Annotated in this window: 14 protein-coding genes and 3 pseudogenes; 9 read left to right on the forward strand and 8 right to left on the reverse strand. The window is 69.2% G+C overall.

Features of this window, described 5'->3' with window-relative positions; all coding sequences use genetic code 11:
* Nucleotides 1-7: 7 nt before the first annotated feature.
* Nucleotides 8-883 carry an IS5 family transposase gene (locus ACFC0G_RS33455; protein ID WP_376410769.1) on the reverse strand — a complete coding sequence of 292 codons (876 nt, stop codon included), beginning with the start codon at nt 881-883 and terminating at the stop codon, nt 8-10.
* Nucleotides 884-992: 109 nt separating this feature from the next.
* Between ACFC0G_RS33455 and ACFC0G_RS33460 the strand changes: the two genes are divergently transcribed.
* The gene (locus tag ACFC0G_RS33460) at nt 993-1,562 is read left to right on the forward strand and encodes a hypothetical protein (RefSeq protein ID WP_376410772.1); all 570 of its coding nucleotides are present in this window, start codon (nt 993-995) and stop codon (nt 1,560-1,562) included.
* A gap of 153 nt (nt 1,563-1,715) precedes the next feature.
* Here ACFC0G_RS33460 and ACFC0G_RS33465 read toward each other — a convergent pair whose 3' ends face one another.
* Nucleotides 1,716-1,922 (reverse strand): hypothetical protein, encoded by a 207-nt coding sequence (locus ACFC0G_RS33465; RefSeq protein ID WP_376410775.1) that lies wholly within the window; start codon nt 1,920-1,922, stop codon nt 1,716-1,718.
* A gap of 276 nt (nt 1,923-2,198) precedes the next feature.
* Nucleotides 2,199-3,428 (reverse strand): aromatic acid exporter family protein, encoded by a 1,230-nt coding sequence (locus tag ACFC0G_RS33470; protein WP_376410778.1) that lies wholly within the window; start codon nt 3,426-3,428, stop codon nt 2,199-2,201.
* Between the two features lie 283 nt (nt 3,429-3,711).
* Here ACFC0G_RS33470 and ACFC0G_RS33475 point away from each other — a divergent pair, with 283 nt between their 5' ends.
* Nucleotides 3,712-3,984: an HD domain-containing protein gene (locus ACFC0G_RS33475; protein ID WP_376410781.1), complete on the forward strand. Its 273-nt coding sequence runs from the start codon at nt 3,712-3,714 to the stop codon at nt 3,982-3,984.
* On the opposite strand, the pseudogene ACFC0G_RS33480 reads toward ACFC0G_RS33475, so the two are convergent.
* Nucleotides 3,969-4,145, reverse strand: a pseudogene (locus tag ACFC0G_RS33480) (ATP-binding protein); the annotation flags it as partial. The gene ACFC0G_RS33475 and the pseudogene ACFC0G_RS33480 sit on opposite strands and share 16 nt — an antisense overlap.
* 442 nt (nt 4,146-4,587) lie before the next feature.
* Here ACFC0G_RS33480 and ACFC0G_RS33485 point away from each other — a divergent pair.
* Nucleotides 4,588-4,773 carry a hypothetical protein gene (locus ACFC0G_RS33485; RefSeq protein WP_376410784.1) on the forward strand — a complete coding sequence of 62 codons (186 nt, stop codon included), beginning with the start codon at nt 4,588-4,590 and terminating at the stop codon, nt 4,771-4,773.
* Nucleotides 4,767-5,126: a hypothetical protein gene (locus tag ACFC0G_RS33490; protein ID WP_376410787.1), complete on the forward strand. Its 360-nt coding sequence runs from the start codon at nt 4,767-4,769 to the stop codon at nt 5,124-5,126. Before ACFC0G_RS33485 ends, ACFC0G_RS33490 begins: the two co-directional genes overlap by 7 nt.
* A 98-nt stretch (nt 5,127-5,224) precedes the next feature.
* Here ACFC0G_RS33490 and ACFC0G_RS33495 read toward each other — a convergent pair whose 3' ends face one another.
* Together ACFC0G_RS33495 and ACFC0G_RS33500 are read right to left on the reverse strand one after the other, a co-directional pair.
* On the reverse strand, nt 5,225-6,343 hold the full coding sequence (locus tag ACFC0G_RS33495) for a fatty acid desaturase family protein (protein ID WP_376410790.1): 1,119 nt from the start codon (nt 6,341-6,343) through the stop codon (nt 5,225-5,227).
* Nucleotides 6,344-6,350: 7 nt separating this feature from the next.
* Entirely contained in the window at nt 6,351-7,406 is a 1,056-nt protein-coding gene (locus tag ACFC0G_RS33500; RefSeq protein WP_376410793.1) for a ferredoxin reductase, read from the reverse strand.
* Between the two features lie 87 nt (nt 7,407-7,493).
* Between ACFC0G_RS33500 and ACFC0G_RS33505 the strand changes: the two genes are divergently transcribed.
* Complete coding sequence (locus tag ACFC0G_RS33505; protein WP_376410797.1) at nt 7,494-8,633, forward strand: PucR family transcriptional regulator; 1,140 nt, start codon at nt 7,494-7,496, stop codon at nt 8,631-8,633.
* A gap of 992 nt (nt 8,634-9,625) precedes the next feature.
* A pseudogene (locus ACFC0G_RS33510) lies at nt 9,626-10,169 on the forward strand (hypothetical protein).
* Here the strand turns inward: ACFC0G_RS33510 and ACFC0G_RS33515 are convergent.
* A pseudogene (locus ACFC0G_RS33515) lies at nt 10,126-10,676 on the reverse strand (transposase). The pseudogenes ACFC0G_RS33510 and ACFC0G_RS33515 overlap by 44 nt on opposite strands.
* A gap of 432 nt (nt 10,677-11,108) precedes the next feature.
* Nucleotides 11,109-11,909 carry a maleylpyruvate isomerase family mycothiol-dependent enzyme gene (locus tag ACFC0G_RS33520; RefSeq protein ID WP_376410799.1) on the reverse strand — a complete coding sequence of 267 codons (801 nt, stop codon included), beginning with the start codon at nt 11,907-11,909 and terminating at the stop codon, nt 11,109-11,111.
* Between the two features lie 614 nt (nt 11,910-12,523).
* Between ACFC0G_RS33520 and ACFC0G_RS33525 the strand changes: the two genes are divergently transcribed.
* The 3 genes from ACFC0G_RS33525 (at nt 12,524) to ACFC0G_RS33535 (ending at nt 14,416) form a co-directional block, all read left to right on the forward strand.
* Nucleotides 12,524-13,150 carry a class I SAM-dependent methyltransferase gene (locus ACFC0G_RS33525; RefSeq protein WP_376410801.1) on the forward strand — a complete coding sequence of 209 codons (627 nt, stop codon included), beginning with the start codon at nt 12,524-12,526 and terminating at the stop codon, nt 13,148-13,150.
* Nucleotides 13,151-13,401: 251 nt separating this feature from the next.
* Nucleotides 13,402-13,749: a VOC family protein gene (locus ACFC0G_RS33530; RefSeq protein ID WP_376410806.1), complete on the forward strand. Its 348-nt coding sequence runs from the start codon at nt 13,402-13,404 to the stop codon at nt 13,747-13,749.
* Between the two features lie 151 nt (nt 13,750-13,900).
* Nucleotides 13,901-14,416: a hypothetical protein gene (locus ACFC0G_RS33535; RefSeq protein WP_376410809.1), complete on the forward strand. Its 516-nt coding sequence runs from the start codon at nt 13,901-13,903 to the stop codon at nt 14,414-14,416.
* Nucleotides 14,417-14,741: the final 325 nt, after the last annotated feature.

A 14,741-nucleotide genomic window follows, 5' to 3' on the forward strand; every position in this document is an offset into this window, starting at 1 on the left:
CGCAGGCTCACAGCCACTCGTTGATCGCAGCGACCAGTACAGTCGCCTCGTAGCGCACAGCCAGCGTGTCGTACCTCGTGGCGACAGCGCGGTTTCTCTTGAGGCGGTTGATCCCGCACTCGACCGCGTGACGCTCGCGGTAGTCAATCGGGTCGAAGCGCGGTGGCCGGCCGCCGTAAGATCCGAGCTTTTGGCGATTGCGGGCCTGATCAGCCTTGTCAGGGATGGTGCAGCGTATTCCGCGGCGACGCAGGTAGGCACGGTTCTTGCGGGAGGCGTACGCCTTGTCCGCGCGGACCCGATTGGGGCGGACACGTGGCCGGCCCCGCCCGATGCGAGGCACGCGGACTTTCTCAAGCACGGGCTCGAACTGCGGCGAGTCGCCGCGCTGCCCGGCCGTGACCACGATCGACATGGGCTTCTGGCCTTGCTCGATAGCCAGGTGCAGCTTGGTCGTGAACCCGCCGCGCGAGCGCCCCAGTGCGTGATCTCCGGGCTCGATGAACACACCGCCCGGTGGTTCCTTCTGCAGATCGCCCCGCTTGCGGGCTCCGGCGGCATGCTGATGGGCGCGGCACACCGTGGAGTCGACGCTCAGGTCCCACGCGATCGCGCCCTTCGCGTCGGCCAGAGCCTGAAGCCGGGTGGGGATGCGGCCCCAAGTGCCGTTCCGCTGCCACCGGCGGAACAGGTCGTAGACCCGGCCCCACGGCCCGTACTCGACGGGCACGTCCCGCCACGGAACACCGGTCCGGACTCGGAACCGGATGCCGTCGATCAGTTGCCGCCGAGGCCAGACGGGCGGCCGCCCCGCTTTCGTCCTCCTCGGCAACAACGGTTCCAGCGTTGCCCACTGCTCGTCCGTGAGATCTCCCCGACCCATGAACCGTGATCATTCACAGCCCAAGATCCACTTTCGATACACGCCCTAACGAGCTCGTGCATGATTGGCCGCTGGTGCGTCGGACCTCTGATCGTTGAGCATTGTCTGCATGGTGGGGAACCGGGCACGTGCACTGATCATCCGGAGTCGGCAGATCACGGGGCTGTCGCCCGAGGTGATTGCTGAACTCGTTGCGGTGGTCGGCCCGTTGTGGCTCGAACGGCATCAGGCCGTGCTTGCCTCGCGGGCTCGGCGCCGGGCAGTGGGCGCCGGGGCGAAACACAGGCTGGTCTTCGTCGATCGGCTGCTGGCCACTGTCGTCCAGCTTCGCCACGGTGCCACCCATGACGTACTGCCTGCTGGTTCGGTGCCGACCGGTCCACCATCACGCGTGCGATCGGTGAGGTGCGGCCGCTGCTCTCCGAACGAGGCTGCACCATCCCGCCCGGCATCCAGCTCCCTTGCCGAGGCCATTGACCATCTCGGCGCGAGCGGGCAGACCAGGATCATCGACGGCACCGAGAACCGGTTCCGCAGACCCGCCGCGGGGCGCCGCCTGGCCCCGAAGGCCGTCCGGGAAGCCGACCTCCGCGTCATCGAGGCCGTCGCTTCCCTGCGGCCACAACCGGGCGGCTGTGACCTGAGGACCGTTGGGGAGCAGCGGAGCGATCGTCCCTGACGAAGCCGGCAGTCGGCCTGGCTGTCAGCCGTGAGCCGGAGTGCTGCTGGACGGTTTCACCCCGGTCTCGGTGCCGGCGGCGAACCTGCGGACTCCGTTCGCGAGGATTCCGGAATGCGGGATGCGACAGCAGAAGGTGGGCGTCGGTCTGGCTCACGTGTTGTCGTCGCCAGCGGCGAAGATGGTGTGGGCGGCCTCGGTGAGCCGGGTGCAGCGCCGGGTCATGGCCTCGGGCGACTGGTCGGGGTTGTCGATCCACCAGCGGACCAGAGCGGTGCACAGGCCGCGCCAGGTGTGTTTGAGGGCGTCGGCGTCCAGTGGGTTGGTGGTTCCCGGCCGTGCGCAGGAGTTCGGCGGCACCGGTCGCGGCGAGGCCGTCGATGGCGTCGCGGCAGTGCGCGGCGCGTTGGGCGGCGTCGCTGCCGGGAGGCAGTGTGGGGTCGTAGAGGACGAACCATGCCCTGCGCTGCCCGTCGAGTGCGGTGAAGAGGGCGTACCGGACGCGCAGGGGAGTGGGCGGCGCGTCGGTGTCGTGTCCGGCCATGGCGGCGCGGATGGCGTCCAGCAGCCGGTTGCCGATCGGGTCGAGGCAGGCGAGGTAGAGGCCCGCCGGTGCCGGTACCCCGTCGCGAGCGGTCATCCGTCGGCGCGGGTGGTCCGCCGCGTGTCCCACCGGTCACGGAGGGCGGGAAGACGCCGACGGTCACTGCGCTCGCGGACCCGCCGGTCCAGCTCCTCCATCAGCCGATGGCCCCGGTGCTCGGGGTCGAGTTCGTCGAGGATTCGGTCGACCTCGGTGAGCAGTGCCCCGTACAGCTGCCAACTGCCGGGATCGGCGAGGGCGAGGGCGAGGAGCCTGTCGGCGGCGCGGTCCCTGCAGGCCCTGGCCGCCCGCAGCTCGGCGGCAAGCCGGGTTTCCGCCGCCTGGGCGCCCTCGCTACCCCGCGTGGTGACCAGGACGGCGAAGCTGACGAGGGCGTCGGCGGTGTGCTGGGCGGTCTCCCGGATGGCCGGGGCGGCCCCCTCGGGCAGCAGCTGGTGCCCACCACGATGTTTCGCCAGGTCGGTGAGGGTGCGGGCGAGGACCCGCAGGACGACGGCGCAGATTTCCAGGGTGTCGAGGCCGGTGCGCAACACCACCCGGTGCAGGAGGCCCTCCTTGATGCGGGGGTTGAACCGCAGGCTGTCCTCGGCGGTGCGCAGTGCCCCGTCGACGCCGGCGACGTCGTTGTCGAGGCGGCGGGCCTCGTGGAGATGGGTGGCGGCCTGCTCGACGGGGGGTGCGCCGGTGAACTCGTCCGCCACGTCGAGGAGCAGCAGTCGCATCCGTCGGGCGAGGTCCTCGATGGAGTCGCCTGCGGTGTCGACCCAGACGGGCGGGGCGAGAAGCAGGTTGAAGAGCATGCCGACGATGGCGCCGATGAGGGTCTCCAGGACGCGGTCCCAGGCGGTGTCGGAGACCTGGGTGACGCCGAGGACGAGCATGGCGCTGATCGCGACCTCGGGGATGAACTCCTCGACCCTGACGAGCCGGCCGACGAGCAGCGAGGCGAGGATCACGAGGGCGAGGCTCCACCAGGAGAGGCCGACGACGACGCTGAACGCGATGGCGATGAGGACGCCGACGACGACCGAGGTCACCCGGCGCAGACTGGTGGTCACGGTGGAGTAGAGCGTGACCTGGACGACGAGGAGGGCGGTGAGGGGTGCGGTGAGGGGGACCGGTTCCCTGCTGAGCCTGAGGGCGACGACGTAGCTGAGAGTGGCAGCCGCCGTGGACCGTACCGTCTGGACGGCGAAGGGGTCGCGCCGGAGACGCGTGAGCAGCCCGGCGCCCCGGTCGTGCCGTGCTTTGCCGCGTGCCACGCTGCACCTCGTCCCGTCGCCGCCCCGCAAGGGCCGTCTGGACGACTGCCTGCCCGGACGGCCCCAACCTCATGCGTGGGTACGTCCGGGCGGACGAGGGATCACCCCCGCTTCGGGGACAGGCAGGTCCGTAAGGGACGAGCCCTCCGCCGCCCGGCACCTGCGGGAGCGAGCCGTCGAACTCCTCGACGCTCGGGTTCTGTCCCCGGTATCGCGGCGAGACATCGAATCGGTTTACTACCGTCTCCAGCAGACGAACTGACGCACCGCCAGGAGCAACGACGTGCACGAACACACGCCCGCAGACTCCGAGACCGCCGCCACAGCCGCGCTGCTCTTTGAGACCGGCGCCCTGCGGAACCAGACGCGCACCGGCTGGCCCTACGACGGCGTTCCTGTCTCTGCCGCCGAGACCGTCGCCGAGCACAGTCACCGCACTTCCGTCATCGGCGTCACGCTGGCCGCGATGGAGGGCGCCGATCCCGCCCACACGGCCCTGCTCTGCGCGCTCCACGACCTCCACGAGACCCGTATCGGTTGCTGGGCCTTGGTGTGAGCGAGGCAGTATGACTCAGTGCCGGTCTCGATGATCGCGCCGTTGAAGGTGAGACGGTCGACGATGGCCGCGCAGAGCCGGGGGTCGGTGAAGGTCCTGGTCCAGCCTCCGAACGATGCGTTCGAGGCGATGGCCACACTGTTCTTTGCCTCCCTCTCTGATGCCCGCCGACTCGGTCCCTGAGGACGTGCAGTCTGCAGTCTTCACGTCGCTGGCAGACCTCACCCACACCTTTCATGGTGTCGAGATCGACATCGTGTGGTTCCCCCTGACATCAAATTCGTGGGTCGGCCGGATCAGCTCCAAAGCCATGGCGGAGTCCCTTCCAGCCGACGGGGCACCTGGACAAGGCTGACTGCGGGTTTGTTGAAGAGGTTGCCCTCTGGCGACAGCACCATTCACTCCCGCCGGTTCAGCACGCGCCGCCGGATGGCCGTACAAGAAATGCCTGTATGCCCGCCCCTTCGCCCGTCGCGCTGCCACGCCACGCATCAGAGCAACACCCCAGGAGAAGCGAGTCGCTCTTCTCGAATCGCCCGCCAGCAGGACATCGTCGAGATCGCCCCCCAGGGCTCCACGCCGAAGGCGGCCGCCCTGGCGCGCGTGGCGGAGCAGTACGGCTACACGTACGGCACGGCGTACAGGACCGGGTTCAAGAACTCGCTCGTCCAGGTCCGGATGTACCGGGACCCGCAGCCCGACGCGCGCGTCCGCGAGGCGGCAACCATCACCGCCCATCCGCCGGCGGGCAATGGCGGGACAGTGCCAGGCTGGAGCAGGGCTTGCTGAAGCCGCTGCCCGAAGCGGTCGGTGCCGTGGCCGTGCTGAAAGACCTCATTACCTTCGACGTCATGGCCCAGTACGTCGCCGACCGGAGACAGAAGGTAACGGGCTACCTCGCCTGCGTGGTCCTGCCCGTCCTCCTGCTCATCGACAGGTCGTCGGTCGAAGCGGTCGCCTCAGGCGGGGCGGTCGCGCTGCTCTTCACCGTGGCGTTCAAGGTGGGCGCGATCCGCCGCGGGAAGATCGCACAGCGCCTGACGGACGCCGGGTTCCTCGCGGTGCGTGACGAACAGGGCGGCCAGCGGTTCCTGCGCCCGGGGCAGCAGTTGCCCGGCCACACCGACCGGTTCGCAGCCTGAGGCCCCGGCCTGCCGACGCCGCCCGCGTGCTCGCCGAGCACCTCACCCCGCCCGGCACCGGCCGTCCGTGGACCGGTGCGACGTCTTAATACCGGGATTCAGGCCGCGACGAGCTCCTGCTCGCGGTCCGGCCTCTTGACCTTGGGCTTCTTGTTCGGCAGCGAGAGCCGGAAGACCTTGCGCCACGCGGAGAACACCTGCTTGGGCAGCGGTCCGGTGACGTACTCCAGCTCGTACTTCTCGAACAGCGCGCGCACTTTCACTGCGACCTCGGCGTACCGGTTGCTCGGCAGGTCCGGGAACAGGTGGTGCTCGATCTGGTGTGACAGGTTGCCGGTCATGAAGTGCATGGCCCTGCTGCCGCTGATGTTCGCCGAGCCCATCATCTGGCGCAGGTACCACTGGCCGCGCGTCTCGCCCTTGATCGACCGGCGCTCGAAGACCTGCACGCCCTCGGGGAAATGCCCGCACATGATCACCGAGTGAGACCAGATGTTGCGGACCAGGTTCGCGGTGAACGTGGCGGCGAGCGTGGTGAGGAATGACGGGCCGGACAGCAGCGGGTGGATCACGTAGTCCTTGAGGACCTGCTTGCGGATTTTGCGGCCCACTGCCTTGGCCCGCGCGCGGAATTCCGGGTTCTTGCGGCGGCGCTTGTGCAGGTTCTTGCCGAGCTCCAGGTCGTACGCTGCGATGCCGTACTCGAAGAAGCAGGCGTTGATGAAGTTCCACAGCGGCTGGCCGAGGTGGAACGGGTGCCACCTCTGGTCCTCGTCGACGCGCATGATGCCGTAGCCGAGGTCGTTGTCCTTGCCGATCACGTTGGTGTACGTGTGGTGCAGCTCGTTGTGCGAGTGCTTCCACTGCTCGGCCGGCGAGACGTGATCCCACTCCCAGGTGGTGGAGTGGATCTTCGGGTCCCGCATCCAGTCCCACTGGCCGTGCAGGATGTTGTGACCGATCTCCATGTTGTCCATGATCTTCGCCACGGACAGACCGGCGGTGCCGATCAGCCACGCGGGCGGGAAGATCGAGAACAGCAGCACGCCCCTGCTGACCAGCTCGAGCTTGCGCTGCGCCGAGATGACCTTACGGATGTAGGCGGCGTCTTTTTCGCCGCGGTCGGCGATCACCTCGTCGCGGATCGCGTCCAGCTCGCGGCCCAGCTCCTCGATCTGCTCCGCGGTCAGGTGGGCGGTGGGGTCGATGGCGGTCAAGGTGCTCCTACCGTTCGATGTCGCAGGGGCCCGCCGCGGCGGACACGCAGGTCTGGATGAGGACGCCCGGCTCGGCTTCGGTGATCTCGCCGGTGCGCAGGTCGCGGACGGCGCCCGCCTTGAGCGGCGTGACGCAGCCGAAGCAGATGCCCATGCGGCACCCGGAGGGCATGAGCACGCCGGCCTCCTCGCCGATGTCCAGCAACGGCGTGGCGCCGTCCGCGTCGACGGTCTTGCCGGTGGCGCTGAACGTGACCTCGCCGCCGTCGCCGGCGACGACGATGCTGGGGCGGAAGCGTTCGGTGTGCAGGCGCTCTCGTACGCCGTGCCCGGTCCAGTGCTCTTCGGCGGCGTCGAGCAGGCCCGCGGGCCCGCAGGCCCAGGTCTCGCGCTCGGCCCAGTCGGGCACGAGTTCGGCGAGACGGGCGATGTCGAGCATGCCGTCTGTGTCGGTGTGCAACTCGGTGAGACGCAGCTTCTTGTCCGCGACCAGGTCGTGCAGTTCCCTGCGGAAGATCACGTCTTGCGGCTGTGGCGCGGAGTGGACCATGACGACGTCGTCGAACTCGACGTCGCGCAGCATGCCCATCACGGGCGTGATGCCGCTGCCGGCCGTCAGGTAGAGCACTTTGGCGGGCTTGGCTTGCGGCAGCACGAAGTCACCGGTCGGCTGGTCGAGCTGGATCAGCGTGCCTGGTTTCGCCCTGCGGACCAGGTGGTTGCTGACCTTTCCGTCCGGGATCGCCTTCACGGTGATCGTGACGCGGCCGTCCTGGCGGTTTGTCGGCGAGGTGACCGAGTAGGCACGCCACAGGCGCACCCCGTCGACGTCGACCCCGATCCGCACGTACTGCCCCGCCGTGTGGCCGCGCCAGCCCCGCCCCGGCCTGATCACGATGGTCGCGGCGTCACCCGTCTCGGGGTGCACGGACTCGATGCGCCCACGCAGGTCAGCACTCGCACGCAGCGGGCTGATCAGGTCGAGGTAATCCGACGGCAGCAGCGGCGTCGTGACCATCTCCAGCAGTTTCCACGCCCTACTGCGGAGGGCTGCACTCGTCATGACTCCAGCTTGATGCGCCTCAGGACGTAAAGTCCTGTCCGTAGGACGTGAATCTGGTCGGCCGAATTGTTCGCAAGGAACAAAAATATGAGCCATGCAATCCGAAGGGCCACCGAGCTGGCCCTGGATGAGACAACCGTCACAGTACTTCGGGCCGCGCTGAAGACCACCGCCGACGAGGTCGTCCAGGCGATCATCGACGAGGTCCCGTCCTACGCCAACGCCCTTTCGGGCCGCATGGGCGGCACCATCCGCCGAGCCGTCCGCACCGCCCTGGGGCACTACCTGGACCTCGCGAGCGGGAACGCCACGGGCGGCGACGGCGACGACGCGGCTTACGAGCTGGGCCGCGGCGAAGTGCGCGATGGCCGTTCGATGGACGCCCTGCTCAGCGCCTACCGCGTCGGCGCCCGTGTAGCCTGGCGATGCCTGGCAGCTGGTGCCGTACCGGCAGGTCTGCCCGCCGCCGAGGTCGCCAAGTTCGCCGAGCTGACCTTCGCCTACATCGACGAGCTCTCCGCTGCGAGCGCCGCGGGCCACGCCGACGAACTGGCCGCCCGGGGCAGGGCCCACGAGCGTCACCTGGAACACCTGGCCCGCGACCTCCTCGCCGGCGCGAGCCCGGACGTGCTGCTGGCCTCTGTGCAACGGGCCGGGTGGCAGCCCCCGGTTTCGCTGACCGCGGTCCTGCTGCCCGCCGCCCAGGCCCGGCCTGCCTACCGCTCGCTCGACCCGAGCACGCTTGTCCTCGACGATCTGCCGGACGCCACCGGTGTGCTGCTCGTCCCCGACGCCGACCGACCACATCTCTTGCGGCAGCTCACCGACCGCACCCCCGTGGTCGGCCCGGCCCGGCCATGGACGCGCGCGTACGCCTCGTACGCACGAGCCGTACGCGCGCGCTCCCTCTCCTCTGATATTCGCGACACCGAGGACCACCTGCCCGAGCTGGTGCTGAGCGCCGACATGGATGCGTTCGCAGACCTGCGTGCCCGAGCCCTCGCACCGCTGCGGACCTTGCCTGTCGCGACCGCACGGCGGCTGGAGGAGACGTTGCGGGCGTGGCTGCTGCACCAGGGCAGGCGGGACGAGGCGGCGGCGGCGTTGTTCGTCCATCCCCAGACAGTCCGGTACCGGATGTCGCAGCTGCGGGAGCTGTTTCCGGATCTCGCATCGCCACACCGGGTCCTTGAACTGACGCTGGCGGTCGGTCTTCGGGTCGACTGAAGGGCCCTTGACCCCGGACTCCGACCTACCCCCGAACTGAACACCGGTATCACCGCCAGCGCCGCTACCGGCGCCGCCCCCACCAACGTCGCCCACCGGCCTCAGTCCCAGCCACCTCGTCAACTGCGCCCGCACCGCGCCCCCTCCACACCGTCCCTTGACCGGCCGGTCAAGGGACGACGGGCAGGCCAGTTGGCCTGCCCGGCCACGTACGTGCTCCGAGAGCCAGTGACGAAGCGACCGGACACTGTGTTCCGGGCAGGCGTGTGACGCATCGGAATCGAAGGCCTCGGGATCGCCGGAAATGGGGCCTGCCGCGGTCTTCGCAGGTCTCCGGGTCCCATCCGACAGCGGCGCGCGATCCCTGGGCCGGCCTCCTCTGAGTAGGCGCTCACTCGCCCGTCCACGCCCTCGATGAATAGGGTCTGACCTGGCATTTTCCCTAGACCCGCCTAGGCTGGGGCTCCGCTGGAGACACCATTGGGGGGACGTCATGAGTGACGCCGCCAACCCGTACGATGCCGCCCAGACCCAGGTGTCGGAGGGGCTTGAGGCCGTCTGGAAGCGGCCCGGGAGGTACATCGGCTCGACCGGCGAGCGCGGCCTGCACCAGATGGTGTTCGATGTCGCCGCCCGGGCCGTGAACGAAGTCCTGGCCGGCCGTGCCGGCACCGTCAACGTCACCCTCACGCCCGACGGCGGTGTACGTGTCGCCGACGACGGGCCGGGTGTCCCCATCGAGGCCGCCGGGGACATCGGTACTCCCGGCCTCGAAGCCCTGCTGACCCTCATGCACCCTGGGGTGGAGCCAAGGCGGCCGTCAGGCTGTGGCCATGAGCCTCTTCGGCGTCGGGCCCTGCTTCACCAACGCCCTATCGAGCCGCCTGACAGCCGAGGTACGGCGCGAGGGTGTCCACTGCGTCCAGGAGTACGCGCGAGGCATCGCGCTCACCCCGCCCACCACCGCAGGCCCGACGCCCACGAGCGGGACCATCATCGCCCTCTGGCCCGACACCGATGGTGGCGGTCGAGGATGCCGTCGTGTCGACGATCTGCGGGAGGAGGCCGACCGCCTCCAGGCGGAGCCGGCCTTGGCTGAGCGGGAGTGGAACGAGTGGGTCATCGCCCGCTCACGCGTTGGCGAGGTACTGGCCCCGGGTAACGACGCCGTCGTCGGCCCCGCCGCCTCCGAGGGTCTGCCGGCTCCCGGTGTGCAACCGGCGCGGCCCGAACCGGCGGAGGCGGCGAAGCCGAGAACAGTGGTGCCGGTGTGGCGCGCGGGGCTGGCCTGGTCGGCGCTGTCGGTGGACTACCAGCGCATCCTGCAGGCCCTCAGCGACCGTAACCGGACTCGGTCAAGGAGCGTTGACGTGCCAGGAGATGGCCGCCTGCTTCGGCCTGGACCCCGTACCGGGAACGGTGGAGGCACTGCGATCGAAGGCCAAGCGGCTGACGGCGCGCGGCTGGCTGATTGAGCCGGCACCTGGCCGATTCACGCTCGCGAAGGACGTGGCCGGGCAACGCGGCGGGTCATGAGCATCGTCATCGACCAGCAGGCCATCGCCTCCGCGCTGGCGATGGAACGCTCGAAGTCGCGCACGAGACGGCGACTTCGCATCAGGTGGGCGAAGAACCGCTCGACGATCCACCGCTTGGGCAGCACGACGAAGCCGCGCATGTCGTCGCTGCGTTTGACGATGGCGAGGACCAGGGAGCCGCGTCCGTTTTGCCCGACTGCGAGTCGATCACGCCCGCGCCCGGCTCCGAGTCCCGCCCGGCCCGCTCGCGGACCAGGCGGCGGAGCCGGTCGTGGAACTCGCGGACCAGATCGTGGTTGCGCCAGCGCCGGAAGAACGCGTAGACCCGGTCCCACGGTGGGAAGTCGGCAGGCATGGCCCGCCACTTCGTGCCGTTGTCGACCAGGTAGCGGATCGCGTCCAGCATCGCGCGGTGGCAATAAGCCTCCGGTTGCCCGCCCCGGCCCCGCGGCCAGCCCGGCACCGGCAGCAGTGGCCGGACCACCGCCCACTCGGCGTCCGACATGTCGGGGGGATACCGACGCTCGCGCGCCCCGTGCTCTCTGGAGTTCCCGAACCTGTGAGCCAGACAGTCACACGCGAGAGTGGCTGAACTGGATCCCACTCCCGCGTTGCCGTAGAAATGCGACAACAGGGCCTCCTGGACCGCACGTTGGCTTTGACACCCTTCGAGCTGCCAAGAGGCCCTGCTCTCATGCACGGCAGCCGCCGCAGTCACCCGATCGACTGACTTCTCGACGAGATCGGGACGACGGCAGTCGCGTCGCTTCTCGTGATCGCTGGGACGGAAGAATTCGCACTGCCATCCAGGTAGACGGTCGGCTTGGTGACGCCCCGAGGCCGCCTCGCGGGTTTGAGTCCGGTGCCGCGACTGACGAACCTGGCGAAGAGTCGTGTCCTACCGGTTCGAGGCGCGGCGAACAGCCCCCGCTACGTCCTACTTCTCCTCCGGCTCCCAGGCGCGGAGCAGGTCGAGCAGCCCTGCGTCTCCGTCAACGTGCAAGGAGTCGGCCTGGATCCGGTCGTACAGGTAGAGGACCAGCTCACTGGCCGTGCCGTGGACGGAGGCGCCGGCTGCGTCCGAGTCTTGGCCGGTCGCGGCAGTGGGCGCGGGGATGCGGGTGGTGCGTGCGCCGTCGCCGTCGACGGTGAGGCGCCAGGAGCGGCCCTCGGCGGCGTGGAAGTCGAAGGCCGTGGGCTTGTGCGGCCAGGCACTCGGCGTTCCGCAGACGGTGAACAGGAACTCCTCCACACCGTCGAGTGCCAGCTCGACCGGCAGCGGCTGCGGGTCGCCCCCGGCGAGCTGGGCGTCGTAGGTGTGCACCGCGGTCTCCTGGACCCGGTGCCGGGCGGTGCCGCCGGCGGTCTGCGGTGACTGCGACGCGGGCCACCACGTCCAGCAACCGCTCTCCGGTCCCGCCGCGCGCAGGGCGCCCAGCAGGAGCTGCGTCGACGCGTCCAGCCAGGCCAGCAGGGCCTCACGCTCCTGCGGCACTTCCAGCGCGGCGCGCGCGGCGACGGCCGCGGCCGGGGGAGCGTCGGCAGACCCCGCGCCGACGATGGCGGCCCAGAAACGGTCTCCCCCACCCAGGTGCTTCACCAGATCGAACAGCGTCCACCCGGGGCAGGTCGGCACCTGCGCGTCGAGACCGGGCGCGGCGGCGACCACGGCGCGGAAGGCGGTCGACCGTTCATCGATCAGTCGCAACAGGTCAGGGAACTCAAGATTCTTTTCCACGCCGGATGTCTATCACCGTGCTCCGATGATCGGACAGCGATTTTCACAGTCGCCGCCGGTTGGCCATTGCGGACGTCCTCGCCTCCCACCGCTCGGGTGACAAGCTGCGCACTGCTGCGAGGACGCTGGTGATGGCGGTACGCCAGGCGTCGTGCCTGTGGGTGCTCTGGGTGCTCTGGCCTCGCCGTGCGGCCGGGCACCTCGGCGACGTGACGTCCACCCGGTGCGCGCGGTCATGCTGCCGCTCGATGTGATGGCCGCGGAGGTCACGACGGCGGGGGAGGACCGGTCGGGTCGGGAGTTCAGGTGACTCCCGTTCGACCAGAACTCCTCAAGTTCGGAACAACAACAGCCACTTAGAGAGAGCACCGGATTGGCTGATCTGTCACGGGGTGACCAGCTGGCTGCCCAGGAGCGACTGCGCGCTGGCGCATCGGCTGCTACCAGCCCGCACATCCACACCAACAGAGCCCTTCCCGCCATCGAGCCGGCGTACTGCTCGAGGGTGACGAACGGGGTGCCTCGCGATGTGCGCACCTACGGCCGCACGTAGGGTGATGCCACCGTCTTCGCTCCTGCTTGCTGGGCGAGGCTGACCGGAAGGCGCTGGGAACATGACTGGGCAACGCGACCGTTGGGCGGAACTGACCGGCGGACAATCCGGAGAGGACTACGCTGAGCGTTTCGCGCAGCTCGCCGATTCAGGCCACGACATCCACGGCGAGGCCACCTTCTGCACCGCATTGCTGAAGCCTGCCGCCCGGGTGCTAGATGCCGGCTGCGGCACCGGTCGGATCGCGATCCGACTCGCGGAGCTAGGCCACCACTGCACCGGTGTGGACGTCGACCCCTCGATGCTCGCCGTGGCCCGCCGAGACGCCCCCACGCAGGAATGGCTCTTCGGTGACCTGGTCCGCCTGGACACCCTCGGCCTGGATCAGGGTTTTGACATGGCGCTCGCCGCCGGAAACGTCATCCCCCTGCTGGCCCCGGGCACCGAACCCATGGTTGTTCGGCAGCTGGCCGCCGCACTGCGCCCCGGCGGTCTACTGGTCACGGGCATGGGACTGGACGCAGCACACCTGCCGCTGCCGGAACCCACAGTGACCCTGACAGAGTTCGACCACTGGTGCACCCAGGCCGGACTGACCCTGCGGCAGCGCTACGCCACCTGGAGTGGTGAGCCCTACTACCAAGGCTGCGGCTACGCCGTCAGCGTGCACTGTCGCCCCGCCACGTGAGTCCGCGCCTTCGCACGACGGTCCGGCCCGGGCACACTCCCGAGTGATCTCATGAGTTGATCGTCTGCGCCCCATGACGGGCGGCAGGGTGTCGGACCCGACCACGCATCCGATCCGGAATCCGATCCCGGCGGGACAGAAGGCTCTGGCGACCCCGCCCCGGGCTGAAGCGTGTGTCGAAAGTGCGTGCGGCGGTTGGCGTGTCGTAGTACTCCTGGGAGACAGAGACACCTTCTTGTTTGGAGTCGTCGATGGCCGTTCGCCGTGTGGTGCCCAACATCCAGTCGCCGGCAGCGCAGGAGAGCCGGGAATTCTATGGCCTGCTGGGCTTCGAAGAGGTCATGAACCACGGTTGGATCATGACGCTCGCATCCCCGTCCAGTCCGGCAGCGCAGATCAGCGTCATGACCAATGACAAGACTGCGCCTGTCGCCCCCGATATGAGCGTCGAGGTGGACGACGTGGATGCGGCTTATGCAGTCATACGGGCGAGTGGCGCGGAGATCATTCACCCTTTGCAGGATGAGGAGTGGGGCGTGCGGCGGTTCTTCGTCCGTGACCCGAGCGGGCAGGTGGTCAACGTGCTGGGTCACCGCTGACGGCTCTTCCGTGTCCCTGGTAAAAGCGCTGATCACAGCCACTCGCTGATGGCCGCGACGAGGGCGGTGGGAACGAGCACTGCACCCCGAAGCGCACACAGCGGACGCCCGCGCCGTCGCGCGCTACTTCGACGGAAGCTGGTCCGGGCGCGTGCATGGTTCCTACCTGCGGTTTCCGCTGACCTTCCCGTGGCGGGGTGTCCGGCGCTTCACGTGCGAAGACGGCTCCTGCGGGCGGCGGATTCTCGTCGAGCAGGTTGCGAGTCTGACCCGGCGATACAGCCAGCGGACCGAACGAATGCGGTCGGTGCCGGCCGAGGTCGGCCTCGCCTTGGCCGGTCGCGCTGGTGCCCGGCCGGCCGATGTCTTCGGGGCGAGAGTCAGCCGGAACACGGTCCTGCGGTTGGTCGACGCTCTCCCGGCGCCCCAGCCACAGGCCCCGGGTGTGGCCGGCGTCGACGAGTACGCGATGCGCAAGGGCCGTGTCTACGGGACCGTGCTGGTCGGCGTCGAGACCCTCAAGCCGGTTGACCTACTTCCGGATCGCGAGGCAGGCACTGCCGCGGCCTGGCTGGCCGAGCACCCGGAGATCGATGTCGTCTGCCGCGATCGCGCCCCGGTCTTCGCCGAGGGCGCCGGCATTGGGGCACCCACCGCACGGAAGTAATCCGGTCGGGTCGTCCACCTGGGCCAATGGTTACGTGATGGCGTACGTCACCCTCGGTGGTCATGCGAATCCGGTCGGGAGCCGTCCACACGGTCCCGCTGAGTGCGTTGTCTTCGGAGTCGCCGCTGAAGCAGTCGGCGGTCCAACGGCGTTCCAATGGTGGGTTTCCCTGGTGGACGTAGACGCACCAAACCGGGTCGAGGGAGCCGCTGCGTGCCATCACAACCAGTTGGCGGTCGCCGCGGCGGGGGGCCGACTCGGTCTTCACCGCCTCGTCCGAGCCGCCGAACACCGCCGAGGCCCAGCCTCCGATTAGCAGTGTCGG

It is taken from the genome of Streptomyces sp. NPDC056169 (assembly GCF_042268445.1).
Classification (GTDB): domain Bacteria; phylum Actinomycetota; class Actinomycetes; order Streptomycetales; family Streptomycetaceae; genus Streptomyces.